Below are 13459 nucleotides of genomic sequence, written 5' to 3' on the forward strand. Positions count from 1 at the left end.
TACCTTGTCCGCTCAACACAACGAACTGCGGGTCGGCATGATCGGCTACGCGTTCATGGGTGCCGCGCATTCCCAGGCCTGGCGCACCGTGAACCGCGTCTACGACCTGCCGTCGCGGGTCCGGATGGCCGCGGTGTGCGGCCGAGACGAGGCGCAGGTGGCGCAAGCCGCCGACCGGCTCGGCTGGGAGTCGCACACCACGGACTGGCGCGCGCTGGTCGCCCGGGACGACATCGACGTGATCGACATCTGCACCCCGGGCGACAGCCACGCCGAGATCGCGATCGCGGCGCTGGCCGCCGGCAAGCACGTACTGTGCGAAAAGCCGTTGGCCAACACCGTGGCCGAGGCCGAACAGATGACCGCGGCCGCGGAGTCGGCCCGGGCCAGCGGGGTCCGGTCGATGTGCGGGTTCAACTACCGGCGGGTGCCGGCGGTGACGCTGATGCGTCAGCTCGTCGACGCCGGCCGGATCGGAACCATCCGCCACATCCGCGCCGTGTACCTGCAGGACTGGATCGTCGACCCGGAGTTCCCGCTGGTCTGGCGGTTGCAGAAGGACAAGGCGGGTTCTGGGTCGCTCGGTGACATCGGCGCGCACATCATCGACGCCACTCAGTACGTCACCGGTCAGCGGATCACCACGGTGAGCGGGCTTACCGAGACGTTCGTCACGCACCGACCGTTGCCGGCCGGCTCCAGCGGTCTGACCGCCGCGGCCGGTGGCGGCGGTGCCGACGGCGGCGAGCCGGCCACCGGCGAGGTCACCGTCGACGACGCCGCGCTGTTCATGGCCCGGCTCGACGGCGGCGCGATCGCCAACTACGAGGCGACGCGGTTCGCCACCGGACGCAAGAACGGGCTGCGGATCGAGATCAACGGCTCGCTCGGGTCGGTCGCGTTCGACTTCGAGCGGATGAACGAGCTGGAGTTCTACGACGCCACCCGGCCCGGCGTCGAGCAGGGCTTCAGCCGGATCATCGTCACCGAACCCGACCATCCGTACCTGTCGGCCTGGTGGCCGCCCGGTCACGGCATCGGGTACGAGCACTCGTTCACCCACGAGGTCCGTGACTTCGTCGAAGCGGTGGCGACCGGAATCGACCCCACACCGTCGTTCGCCGACGCGTTGCAGGTCCAACGGGTGCTGGACGCGGTCGAACGCTCGGCCGGTGTGGGGCAGTGGACCACCGTGGAATCGGCTCTCACCACGGACCAGGTCTGACCAAGACACCTCGTCCCCGTGGGCGAGGATCACCCGGCGCGGTTGCGCCCCGCGCCGGGTGATCCGCGGGGCACGAGGACGGTCCGTCCGGCGTGACCGGATCGGGATTCCCCGGTCACGCCGGACGGCCAGTACGGCGTAAGCACAACCTTGGCGGCTGTGGCACCGCGCCAGGGGTGAGGCACCAACCGCAACTGTCCGTACCCAACGGACTCAGTGCCCACGGTGAGGCTTCGCGGCCTTCCCGAACCCCCGGAGGAACGACTGATGACAAGAACCGCCCGGCGATGGCTCGCCATCGCCGCGGGCGCGACACTCGTCACGCCCATGATCGCCACCGCGCCAGTGGCCGCCCACCCCGGACACGACCACGACGAGAGCTACCAGGTGCTGGTGTTCACCCGCACCGAGGGAGTGGCCCACCCGTCGACGGCCAAGGCCGTCAACGCCATCCGCACCCTCGGCAACAACAACGGATTCACCATCGACGTCTCCCGTAACGGCACCGTGTTCACCCCGGAGAACCTGGCCAACTACAGCGCCGTGGTCTTCCTGAACAACACCGGTGACGTGCTCAACGACGTCCAGCAGGAGGCCTTCGAGGACTACGTCCAGGCCGGCGGCGGCTACCTCGGCGTACACGCCGCCGTCGACGCGGAGCCGGACTGGGCGTTCTACCGCGACCTGGTCGGCACCACCTCGACCGGCACCACCGCCAGCGGTGCCGGCGTGATCGACGTCGCGGACCGCTACCACCCGTCGACCAGCACCATCTCCCGCGAGCTGACCATCGACGAAAACTACCTGAACTTCACCGAGAACGTTCGGGGCATCCAGCACGTGCTCGCCACCGTGGACACCGACACGATCAGCGGCAGCAGCATGGGCTACGACCACCCGGTCTCCTGGTGTCAGGACTACCAGGGCGGCCGGTCCTGGTACACCGGTCTCGGTTCGTCCCCGGACACCTTCACCGTCGGTGCCGTCCGCAAGCACCTGCTCGGCGGCATCCAGTGGGCCGCCGGCGCGGCCGAAGGCGACTGCGGTGCGACCGTCGAATCCAACTACGAGCGGGTCGTCCTCAACGACCAGCCCGGTGAGCCGATGAGCCTCGCTGTGCTGCCCGACGGCCGGGTGCTGCACAACACCCGCGCCGGCGAGATCCGCCTCTACGACCCGGCCTCCGGCGCCAGCCCGGTGATTACCAGCGTGCCGGTCTACCAGCACGACGAGGACGGCCTGCAGTCGGTCACCCTCGACCCGAACTTCGCCGAGAACAAGTGGGTCTACCTCTACTACGCGCCGCCGCTGGACACCCCGGTCGACGACCCGGCCACGCCGGGCGTCAACGAGGGTGACGCGCCGGCCAACAGTGACGACCCGAGCGTGTGGGAGGCCTTCAAGGGCTACAACCTGCTGTCGCGGGTCAAGTTCGTCGAAGAGCCCACGCCGCACCTGGACCTGTCGACCGAGCAGGAAATCCTCAAGGTCGACACCGACCGGGGTGCCTGCTGCCACGTCGCCGGCGAGGTCAAGTTCGACGGCAAGGGTCTGCTCTACCTGGTCACCGGCGACGACACCAACGCCAGCGGCTCGGACGGCTACACGCCGATCAACCGGTCGCTGACCCGCGGTCCGGCGTACGACGCCGCCCGGTCCTCGGCCAACACCAACGACCTGCGTGGCAAGCTGCTGCGGATCAAGCTGAAAGAAGATGGCAGCTACAGCATCCCGGCCGGCAACCTGTTCCCCGAATCGCAGGACCTCGACGACCAGACCCGCCCGGAGATCTTCCTGATGGGTCTGCGCAACCCGTTCCGCTTCGACGTTGACGAGCGCGGCTTCGTCTACATCGGTGACTACTCGCCGGACTCGCGTAACCCGAGTGCCACCCGTGGCCCGGAGGGCACCGGCCGATGGTTCGCCACCAACAAGGCGGGCAACTACGGCTGGCCGTACTGCTACTCGCCGACCCTGCCGTACATCGACTACGACTTCACCACCCAGACGTCGGGCGAGCCGTTCAACTGCGCGGCCCCGATCAACGACTCCCCCCGCAACACCGGCCGTAGCCTGCTGCCGCCGGTCGAGCAGCCACAGTTCTGGTACACCTTCAACGCGACCACGACCTGTCGGGACAGCTACCTGGTCGACCCGGCCGGCACCTGCGACTTCCAGTGGCCGGCGATCGGCACCGGTGGCGTCGGCCCGATGGGCGGCCCGATCTACAAGTTCGACGAGTCGCTGGAGTCGGACTACAAGCTGCCGGAGTATTACCACGACGCCGTGTTCTTCGGCGAGTTCAGCCGGGACCGGATGTTCACCATGCGGACCAACGGCAGTGGCAAGTTCTTCGGCGTCGAGCGGTTCCTGCCCAGCACGTTCGTCTTCGACAACCCGATGGACATGGAGATCGGCCCGGACGGCACCCTGTACGTGCTGGACTACGGTGACGGCTTCTTCCGGGCCAACCCGGACGCGTCGCTTTACCAGATCCGCTACGTCAAGGGCACCCGTGGCCCGGTCGCCGAACTCGCCGCGTCTCCGACGTCCGGCCAGGCCCCGCTGACCGTGCAGTTCTCCAGCGAGGGCTCGCGTACTCCGGAGGTCGGCGCGACCATCAGCATCGCCTGGGACTTCGACGGAGACGGCACCACCGACTCCACCGACCCGGACGCGTCGTACACCTACACCAGCAACGGCGTGTACTACGCCCAGCTGACGGTGACCGACTCCAACGGCAAGCAGGCGACGTTGAGCCGCACCATCACGGTCGGCAACACCGCGCCGACGGTCGAGGTCGCCACCCCGCTGTCCGGTTCCTTCTTCAACTGGGGCGACACGGTGCCGTACACGGTCACCGTGACCGACCCCGAAGACGGCACCATCGACTGCGACCGGGTGGAGGTCACCTTCGTGCTCGGCCACGACGAGCACGGACACCCGCAGACCACCACCACCGGCTGCACCGGCAACCTGCCGACCCCGGCCGACGGTGCCGACCACGCGGGTAGCTACCTGTTCGGCGGTATCAGCGCCAGCTACACCGACCTGGGCGGCGGCGGACAGCCGGCGCTGACCACGGTCGGCCAGGCCACCATCCAGCTCTACCAGCAGCAGGCCGAGTTCGCCCAGGTCAAGCAGGGCGTGTCGGTATCCAACACCTCCGACACCGGTGGCGGTCAGCACGTCTCCGGGATCACCAACGGCGGCTACATCGCGTTCGACCCGATCAACCTGGGCGGGATCGACACGGTGACGCTGCGCCACGCCGGTGGCTCGTCGTCGACCGTGGGCAACCCACGGGCGGTCGTCGAACTGCGGGCCGACGCGCCGGACGGACCGCTGGTGGCCAGCACCACGCTCGCCGCCACCGCCGGCTCCAGCGCCTGGACCAGCACCGACGTGGCGGTCGACCACCCGGCCGGGACACACCAGCTCTACCTGGTGTTCCGCTCGGTCGAGGGTGGACCAACCTCCAACATGTTCAACCTCAACTGGGTGCAGTTCGGTCCCGCGAGCTGACCCGACCCGGTGCCGGTGACCGCTGGTCACCGGCACCGGAAGCAGCAATCCGGTAACGCCGGGGGCGGGCGCACCACCCGCCCCCGGTCAGGAAGGAAGAAAACAACGCGGGGGAGGCAGGGCCAGTACGCCGAACGTCCCTGCCTGCCACAGCCCCGTCCGTCCGGTCGACCGGGCCCGGCGACGGCATCGTTGACGCCGACTTCGGCGCCGTCGGCGGTGGTGCCACCCTGGCGCGCCCGGGTGGACGGGGCCCTTCAACACCACATCAGTTGTCGGAAGGTAGGCACGACATGCGTACGGGAATCTGGCTCATCGGAGCCCGTGGTTCGGTCGCGGTCACCAGCATCACCGGTGCGCTGGCGCTGCGTGCCAGCCTGGCCGAGGCCACCGGTTGCGTGACCGAACTTCCCGAACTGCGCGGACCGGCCCTACCTGGCTTCTCCGACCTGGTCTTCGGTGGCCACGACATCGCGACCACGCCGCTGGTCAAGAAGGCCGACGCGCTCGCGTCGGCCGGGGTCGTGCCCGGCCGGCTCGTCGCCGCCCTGCACGACGACCTCGCCGGCGTCGAGGCGGAGATCCGTCCGCTGCCAACGGCCGCCACCCAGGCCGAGACAGCCGCGGCGATCGCGGCGGACCTGACCGCCTTCCGCGACCGGCACGCCTTGCGGCGGGTGGTGGTGGTCAACGTCTCCACCACCGAACCGGCACCGCCACCGCATCCGGCACACCAGAGCCTCGCCGCGCTCACCGCCGCGCTGGCCGGCCCGGAACCGGTCCTGCCACCCAGCGCACTGGTCGCGTACGCGGCACTCGGCGCCGGACACGCGTACATCGACTTCACCCCGTCGACCGGCGCCCGGCTACCGGCGCTCGACGAGTTGGCCCGCCGTGAGCGGGCGCCGTACGCCGGCCACGACGGCAAGACCGGGGAGACGCTTGTCAAGGCGGTACTGGCACCGATGTTCGCGCTGCGCAACCTGCGGGTCCGCAGCTGGTCGGGCACCAATCTGCTGGGTGGGGGCGACGGCGCCAACCTGGCCGAACCAGCGGCGAACGCGGCCAAGGCGGCCAGCAAACAGCGGGTCCTCGCCGAGACGCTCGGCTACCAGCCGCAGGGGCACACCCGCATCGAGTACGTCGACGACATCGGCGACTTCAAGACGGCCTGGGATCTGATCACCTTCTCGGGGTTCCTCGGCACCGGCATGCGGATGGAGTTCACCTGGCACGGCTGCGATTCGGCGTTGGCCGCGCCGCTGGTGCTCGACCTCGCCCGGCTCACCGCCGCCGCGCAGCACTCCGGTCGCAGCGGCCCGCTGCCCGAACTCGCCTTCTTCTTCAAGGATTCGCTCGGCACCGGGTCGCACTCCCTGTCCGATCAGTGGCGTGTGCTGGTCGAATTCACCCACGGACTCCACGCCCGGTACGAGTCCGGCGGCGCGGGAGGGTCCTCGGCCGGATCGGGCATCCCGGGGGAGTCCTTGGCCGAGCCGGGCAGGGCCGCGTGATGCCCGGCCGATCGCCGAGGCGCGGGAACTGGCGAGCCCGGCTCGGCGACGTGGCACAGCTGGTACGGGCACCGGCGGCGCTGTCCGTACCCGGTGACGTGGTCGCCGGAGCCGCCGCCAGCGGTGGGCTCGGGCCGCGTACCGTCGGACTGGCCGGCGCGTCCGTCTGCCTGTACTGGGCCGGGATGGCCGCCAACGACTGGGCCGACCAGGACCTGGACGCCGTCGAGCGGCCGGAGCGCCCGATCCCGTCCGGCCGGATCAGCTCCTCGGCGGCGTTCGCCGTCGCCGCCGGGCTCACCACCGCCAGCCTGGCCTTGGCCGCCGCGACCGGCGGCCGTCGCGCGCTGGCGGTCGCCGTACCGCTGACCACCGCGGTGTGGACCTACGATCTGTGGGCCAAGAACACCGCCGCCGGGCCGGCCGTGATGGCCACCTGTCGTGGCCTGGACGTGCTGCTCGGCGCGACCGCGACCGGCCGACTGCGGTCCGCCGTACCGGCGGCGCTCGCCGTGGCCGCCCACACGTACACCGTCACCGAGCTGTCGCGCAGCGAGGTCAGCGGCGCCGACCGACGGCTGCCGGTGGCGACCCTCGCCGGTACGGCCGCGATCGCACTGGCGGCCGCCGCCCCTGCCGGGTCCGGCGGCACGGATCGCGTCGCCGCCAGGAACGGCGGCACGCACGCCAGGAACGGCGGCACGGACTCCGACGCTGCGGCCGTGGGCACTGGTCGGACCGGCCGCCGGTGGCGTGCGGTCGCCGCCGCCGGGCTCGCCGTCTGGTACGCCGCCCGGTACGGCGCCGCCCAGGCCAAGGTGTACCGCGACCCCGGGCCCGGTCCGGTGCGCGCCGCCGTCGGTGCCGGGATCGTCGGCCTGCCCGCCCTGCAGGGCGCCCTCACCGCCCGGTCCGGGGCCACCCCCGCCGGCGTGGCCACCGCCGTCGGGCTGGCCGTCTCCGCCGCCGCGCCGCTCGGCCGCCGGCTTGCCCGCAAGGTGTCCCCGACATGAGTACCGGCACCGCCGGCCGGGCTCCCGGGCTGCGGTACGGATACGGTACGAACGGCTTCGCCAACCATCGGCTGGCCGACGCGCTGCGGGTGCTGGTCGACCTGGGCTACCAGGGTGTGGCGCTCACCCTGGACCACGACCATCTCGACCCGTACGCCGCCGGCCTGCCGCGCAAGGTGGCCCGGATCGCCGACCAGTTGCGCGATCTCGGCCTCGCCGTGGTCGTCGAAACCGGTGCGCGTTACCTGCTCGACCCGTGGCACAAGCACGCCCCGACGTTGCTGCACGACGACGCCGAACGCCGGATCGACTTCCTGACCCGGGCCGTGGCAATCGGCGCGGACCTGGGTGCCGAGGCGGTGTCGTTCTGGTCCGGGGTGTGCCCCGACGGCATCGACGAGGCGACCGCGTGGGACCGGCTCGTCGCGGGCTGCGCCCGGGTGGTGGACGCGGCGGCCGCCGCCGGCGTCACCCTCGGCTTCGAACCGGAGCCCGGCATGCTGGTCGCCGACATCGCCGACTGGTGGCGGCTGCGGGCCGCGCTCGGCGCGCCGAGCCTGTTCGGCATCACCCTCGACATCGGCCACTGTCGGTGTCTGGAGCCGAAGTCGGTCCCCGACTGCGTGACCGAGGTCGCCGCGCACCTGGTCAACGTGCAGATCGACGACATGCGGCGGGGGGTGCACGAGCACCTCGAATTTGGCACCGGCGAGATCGACTTTCCGCCGGTGCTGGCCGCGCTGCGGGCCGCCGGTTACCCGGGGCTGGTCGCGGTGGAACTGCCCCGGCACTCGCACGCGGCTCCGGCGATTGCCGCCCGATCCATCGATTTTCTCCGTACCGCCGAACGTGTCGCCGCTACGCCGGCCGGGCGTCCGATCGCGCCGACCGGTGCCGACGTACCAGAGGGAGGCCAGTCGTGAACCTGCCCGTCCCGTCCGACTCCGACCACCCGGACCCGTCCCCCGTCATCGATCAGCTGGTGGCGGCCCTGCGTGCCCGATCCGATCGCGGCGCGTCCGCTCTGGACTGGCTGGCTGACGCCCGCGCCCGGGTGCGCGCCGACCCGGAGGCGTTGCCGGCGCTGTTCGCCGCCGTCGGCCGCCGGTGTGGCCGCACCGACCTGCCGGACCTTCCCGGCTGGACCGCCGACGAGGCCGCCCGGACCCTGCTGCTGCTGGACCTCAGCTCGGCGACCAGTGGACAGGACGACCTCGCCGACCGGATCGCCGACTGCTACGACCACGGCGACGGTGCCGAGCGACGGGCGGTGCTCAAGGCGCTGCCACTGCTGCCGGTCGGCGACCGCGCGGTCCCGCTGCTGCACGACGCGATCCGTACCAACGACACCCGGCTCCTGTCCGCCGCGCTCGGCCGCTATGCCCGGCACCTGGACCAGCCGATGTGGCGGCAGGCGGTGCTCAAGTGCGTGTTCACCGGGGTGCCGCTGTCCGCCGTACACGATCTCGACGCCCGGGCCGACGACGAGCTGCGGATCATGCTGGCCGGGTTGTCCGACGAGCGCACCGCTGCGGGTCGGACCCTGCCGGCGGACGCGGTGGCGCTGCTGGACCGGCTTCGGGCCGCCGCTGATTCGTCGCACCACGTGCTCAGACAGGAGGGATGAATGCGCATCTTCGATCCGCACATCCACATGACCTCGCGGACCACCGACGACTACCAGGCAATGGCCGACGCCGGGGTGCGTGCCCTGGTCGAACCGGCGTTCTGGCTCGGTCAACCGCGCACCAACGTCGGATCGTTCGTCGACTACTTCGATTCGCTGCTCGGCTGGGAACCGTACCGGGCGAGCCAGTTCGGCATCCGCCACCACGCCACGATCGCCCTGAACCCGAAAGAGGCCAACGACCCGCGCTGCGTCGGCGTGCTCGACGTGCTACCCCGTTACCTGGCCAAGGATGGCGTGGTCGCGGTGGGGGAAATCGGCTACGACTCGATGACCCCGGCCGAGGACGAGGCGTTCGCCGCCCAGCTGGCGTTGGCCCGCGAGTACGAGCTCCCCGCCTTGGTGCACACCCCGCACCGGGACAAGGCGCGGGGCACCGAACGGACCCTGGCGGTGGTCGCCGAGTCCGGCGTCGAACCGGGCCACGTCGTGGTCGACCACCTCAACGAGGTGACGGTCGGCCTGGTCAAGGAGTCCGGCTGCTGGATGGGCTTCTCCATCTACCCGGAGACCAAGATGTCGCCGCCGCGCATGGTCGAGATCCTCAAGCAGTACGGTCCCGAGCGGATCCTGGTCAACTCGGCGGCCGACTGGGGCCGCTCCGACCCGCTGCTCACCCGCACCACCGGGGAGGCGATGCTCGCCGCCGGCTTCAGCGACGACGACGTCGAACGGGTGCTGTGGCGCAATCCGGTGGAGTTCTACGGCCAGTCCGGGCGGCTGGACCTCAGCGATCTGGACGCCCCCGCGCCGACGTTCGAGGGCAGTTCGATCATGCGCGGCGGTGGCTGATGCGCCTGTCCGACCAGCGGCGGTGCACCGTCCATCTCAGCTACTGCACCAACGTGCACCCGGCCGAGGACCTCGCCGGGGTGCTGGACCAGCTCGACACGTACGCCGTGCCGGTGCGGGACCGGCTCGACGCCGACCCGCTCGGCCTGGGCCTGTGGCTGGCCGCGCCGGCCGCCGCCGCGCTCGCTGCCGACCCGGCCGCCCGTCGCCGGCTGCGGGCCGCGCTCACCGACCGGGGCCTGGAAGTGGTCACTCTCAACGGGTTCCCGTACGAGGCGTTCCAGGCACCGGTGGTCAAACACGCCGTCTACCACCCGGACTGGGCCGACCCGCGCCGGCTCGACTACACCCTGGCGCTGGCCGGTATCCTCGCCGACCTGCTGCCCGACGACGCCCAGCGCGGCTCCATCTCCACCCTGCCGCTGGCTTGGCGCGAGCCGTGGGACACCGACCGGGCCGACGCCTGCGCGCGGATGCTGGACCGGCTCGCCGCCGGGCTGGCCGACGTCGAACGCGACACCGGCCGAACCATCCGGGTCGGCTTCGAACCCGAACCGGGTTGCGTCGTGGAGACCACCGCCCAGGCCGCCGAACAGCTGGCCGACGTCGACACCGAACGGCTCGGCGTCTGCGTCGACCTGGCCCACCTGGCCTGCGCGTGGGAGGAGCCGGTCGCCGCGCTCGGCCGGCTGCGGGCCGCCGGCCTACCGGTGGTCAAGGTCCAGGTGTCGGCCGCGCTGGAGGTCACCGACCCGGTCCGGGACCGGTCCGCGATCGCCGGGTATGTCGAACCACGGTTCCTGCACCAGACCCGGTCGGACACCGGCGGGGCGACCGACGACCTTGACGCGGCCCTCGGCTCCGGGTTGCCCGGCCCGTGGCGGGTGCACTACCACATACCGCTGCACGCCGCGCCGGTCGCGCCGCTGGCCGCGACGATGCCGCACCTCCGGGACGGCCTCGCCGCGGTCGTCGACGGCACCGACTGTGACCACTTCGACGTGGAGACCTACACCTGGGGGGTACTGCCGGCAGACGTTCGCCCGACCGGGCCGGCGCAGCTCGCCGCCGGGATCGCCGCCGAGCTGGCCCAGGCCCGCGACGAACTGATCGCGCTGGGCCTGAGCACCACCACCCGTACCGCCACCACCCGTACCACCGCCACCCGTACCGCCGCCGGATCGGAGGCCGCCGCATGAATCCGCTGCTCGTGCTCGACGTGGTCGGGCTGACCCCCCGGCTGCTGCGCCACATGCCCCGGCTGGCGGCGCTGGCCGACACCGGATTCCAGGCCGAACTCGGCACCGTGCTGCCGGCGGTGACCTGCTCGGTGCAGTCGACGTTCCTCACCGGCGAGACGCCGGCCGGGCACGGCATCGTCGGCAACGGCTGGTACTTCCGGGACCTCGGCGAGGTGTTCCTGTGGCGTCAGCACAACGCGCTGGTCGGCGGCGAGAAGCTGTGGCACACGGCCCGCCGGCTTCGCCCCGACTACACGGTGGCGAACGTCTGCTGGTGGTACGCGATGGGTGCCGACGTCAACTGGACGGTGACCCCCCGGCCGATCTACCACGCCGACGGACGCAAGGACCCGGACTGCTACACCGACCCGCCGCAGCTGCACGACCAGTTGACCAACCGGCTCGGCACGTTCCCGCTGTTCAACTACTGGGGGGCGGGGGCGGGGCTGGTGTCGTCGGAGTGGATCGCGAAGGCCACGAGGCAGATCATGACCGACCACTCGCCGGACCTGACCCTGGCGTACCTGCCGCATCTCGACTACGACCTGCAACGCTACGGCGGCGACGGTCCGCACGCGCGGCGGGCGGCGGCCGAACTCGACGCGGTGCTGGCCCCGCTGCTGGACGCGGCGGCGGCGCGCGGCACGACCGTGGTGGCGTTGTCCGAGTACGGCATCACCGACGTGTCGCAGCCGGTGCACGTCAACCGGCTGCTGCGGGCCGAAGGGCTGCTGCGGGTCTACACCCAGGCCGGCATGGAGTACCTCGACCCGTGGACCTCGCGGGCGTTCGCCGTCGCCGACCATCAGATCGCCCACGTGTACGTGCGGGATCCGGCCGACGTGCCGGCGGTGGCCGCGCTCTGCGCCGAGCTGCCCGGGGTGGCCGAGGTCCTCGACGCGGACGGCAAGGCGGCGGCCGGGTTGGATCATCCGCGCTCCGGTGAGCTGGTGCTGGTCGCCGAGCCGCAGGCCTGGTTCACCTACTACTACTGGCGCGACGACGCGGCGGCACCGGACTTCGCCCGGCTGGTGGAGATCCACCGTAAACCCGGCTACGACCCGGCGGAGCTGCTGTTCGACCCGGCGAATCCGGGCGCGGCGAAGGCCCGGGCGGCGATCGCCCTGGCCCGCAAGAAGGTCGGCCTGCGCTACACGATGAACGTGGTCGGGCTGGACGCCGGCGCGCGAGCGGTCCGTGGCTCGCACGGCCGGCTGCCGGCGGATCCCGCTGACGGCCCGGTGCTGCTCTGCTCGTCCCTGGCGGCGGCCCGGGACCGTGTCGCCGCCACCGAGGTCAAGTCGTTGCTGCTGGAACTGGCCGGCCTCGGCGACGCGGCGCGCGCCCCGGTGGGGGAGGTGACCCGGTGACCGTGGCACCGGCCCGGCCCGGCGCACCCGGATCCGGCACCGGTGAATCCCTGCGGAGCCGCTGCGACGCCGAACTGGCCGCCTTCCTCGACCGGCAGGATCCGCACTGGCCGGACGGGGCGCCGCGCGGGGTGTACGACACGCTGCGCCGATTCGTGCTGGCCGGGGGGAAACGGATGCGGCCGGTCTTCTGCTATTGGGGTTGGCGTGGCGCGGGTGGGGCCGACTGCCACGAGATCGTCGCCGCCGCGGCGGCGTTGGAGATATTCCACGCGTTCGCGCTGATCCACGACGACATCATGGACGGCAGTGACCGACGCCGGGGCGAGCCGTCGGTGCACCGGATCTTCGCCGACCTGCACACCCGGTCCGCCTGGCGCGGCGACGCCGGCCGGTACGGGCACAGCGCCGCGCTGCTCTGCGGGGATCTCTGCGCGGCCTGGGCGGATCAGATGTTCCACGAGTGCGGGCTGGCGCCGGAGCGGATCCGGCGCGGCTACGCGGTCTTCGCCAACATGCGGACGGAGGTGATCGCCGGGCAGTACCTCGACCTGGTTTCCGGCGTCGGTGACGGTTCGGTGGCCAGTGCGCTGACGGTAATCCGGATGAAAGCCGCCAGATACACGGTTACCCGACCATTGCAGATCGGTGCGGCCCTGGCTGGGGCTGGACCTGAGCTGCTGGCCGCGTACGCTGCCTTCGGTGATCCACTGGGTGACGCCTTCCAGCTCCGGGACGACGTGCTCGGGGTGTTCGGCGATCCGGCGGTCACCGGTAAGTCGGTGCTCGATGATCTGCGAGAGGGCAAGTCGACGGTGATGATGGCGCTGGCCCGCAACATGGCGGACCGTGGCCAGGCGGCCCGGCTGCGCGAGTTGTTCGGCAACCCGCAGTTGGACGCCGCTGGCGCCGAGGAGCTGCGGACGATCATCGTCGACACCGGCGCGCGCGAGTCGATCGAGCAGATGATCCGGATTCGTACCCAGGAAGCGGTCACCGTTCTCGTCGATGCGTCGTTGACCCCCGAGACGCGTACGGAATTGACCGCCCTGGCTGAATCGGTGGCCGAGCGGCAGCGCTGAACCGCAGACC

Annotated in this window: 10 protein-coding genes; all 10 read left to right on the forward strand. The window is 71.4% G+C overall.

Annotated elements, in window-relative coordinates; all coding sequences use genetic code 11:
- Positions 1 to 4 precede the first annotated feature (4 nt).
- The 10 genes from O7632_RS12400 (at position 5) to O7632_RS12445 (ending at position 13449) form a co-directional block, all read left to right on the forward strand.
- Entirely contained in the window at positions 5 to 1225 is a 1221-nt protein-coding gene (locus O7632_RS12400) for a Gfo/Idh/MocA family oxidoreductase (RefSeq protein ID WP_278114168.1), read from the forward strand.
- Between the two features lie 267 nt (positions 1226 to 1492).
- The gene (locus O7632_RS12405; protein WP_278114169.1) at positions 1493 to 4750 is read left to right on the forward strand and encodes a ThuA domain-containing protein; all 3258 of its coding nucleotides are present in this window, start codon (positions 1493 to 1495) and stop codon (positions 4748 to 4750) included.
- A 293-nt stretch (positions 4751 to 5043) separates the two neighbouring features.
- Positions 5044 to 6264, forward strand: coding sequence for an inositol-3-phosphate synthase (locus O7632_RS12410; protein ID WP_278114171.1), 1221 nt, complete (start codon positions 5044 to 5046; stop codon positions 6262 to 6264).
- 50 nt (positions 6265 to 6314) lie between these two features.
- Entirely contained in the window at positions 6315 to 7277 is a 963-nt protein-coding gene (locus tag O7632_RS12415) for an SCO3242 family prenyltransferase (protein WP_347403568.1), read from the forward strand.
- Positions 7274 to 8200: a sugar phosphate isomerase/epimerase family protein gene (locus tag O7632_RS12420; RefSeq protein ID WP_278114175.1), complete on the forward strand. Its 927-nt coding sequence runs from the start codon at positions 7274 to 7276 to the stop codon at positions 8198 to 8200. Before O7632_RS12415 ends, O7632_RS12420 begins: the two co-directional genes overlap by 4 nt.
- Before the next feature lie 101 nt (positions 8201 to 8301).
- Entirely contained in the window at positions 8302 to 8904 is a 603-nt protein-coding gene (locus O7632_RS12425; protein ID WP_278120004.1) for an EboA domain-containing protein, read from the forward strand.
- Positions 8905 to 9756: a TatD family hydrolase gene (locus O7632_RS12430; protein WP_278114177.1), complete on the forward strand. Its 852-nt coding sequence runs from the start codon at positions 8905 to 8907 to the stop codon at positions 9754 to 9756.
- Positions 9756 to 10955, forward strand: coding sequence for a metabolite traffic protein EboE (gene eboE / locus O7632_RS12435; protein ID WP_278114179.1), 1200 nt, complete (start codon positions 9756 to 9758; stop codon positions 10953 to 10955). Before O7632_RS12430 ends, eboE begins: the two co-directional genes overlap by 1 nt.
- Complete coding sequence (locus O7632_RS12440) at positions 10952 to 12367, forward strand: nucleotide pyrophosphatase/phosphodiesterase family protein (protein WP_278114181.1); 1416 nt, start codon at positions 10952 to 10954, stop codon at positions 12365 to 12367. Before eboE ends, O7632_RS12440 begins: the two co-directional genes overlap by 4 nt.
- On the forward strand, positions 12364 to 13449 hold the full coding sequence (locus O7632_RS12445) for a polyprenyl synthetase family protein (protein WP_278114183.1): 1086 nt from the start codon (positions 12364 to 12366) through the stop codon (positions 13447 to 13449). The genes O7632_RS12440 and O7632_RS12445 overlap by 4 nt, the downstream gene beginning before the upstream one ends.
- The last annotated feature ends 10 nt before the right edge of the window (positions 13450 to 13459 follow it).

Source organism: Solwaraspora sp. WMMD406 (assembly GCF_029626025.1).
GTDB lineage: Bacteria > Actinomycetota > Actinomycetes > Mycobacteriales > Micromonosporaceae > Micromonospora_E.

What these genes read in the sequence shown, in the direction of transcription:
- O7632_RS12420 (WP_278114175.1), top strand. Translation starts at nt 7,274, where the DNA reads ATGAGTACCGGCACCGCCGGCCGGGCTCCCGGGCTGCGGTACGGATAC.
- eboE (WP_278114179.1), top strand. Translation starts at nt 9,756, where the DNA reads ATGCGCCTGTCCGACCAGCGGCGGTGCACCGTCCATCTCAGCTACTGC.
- O7632_RS12430 (WP_278114177.1), top strand. Translation starts at nt 8,905, where the DNA reads ATGCGCATCTTCGATCCGCACATCCACATGACCTCGCGGACCACCGAC.
- O7632_RS12405 (WP_278114169.1), top strand. Translation starts at nt 1,493, where the DNA reads ATGACAAGAACCGCCCGGCGATGGCTCGCCATCGCCGCGGGCGCGACA.
- O7632_RS12440 (WP_278114181.1), top strand. Translation starts at nt 10,952, where the DNA reads ATGAATCCGCTGCTCGTGCTCGACGTGGTCGGGCTGACCCCCCGGCTG.
- O7632_RS12410 (WP_278114171.1), top strand. Translation starts at nt 5,044, where the DNA reads ATGCGTACGGGAATCTGGCTCATCGGAGCCCGTGGTTCGGTCGCGGTC.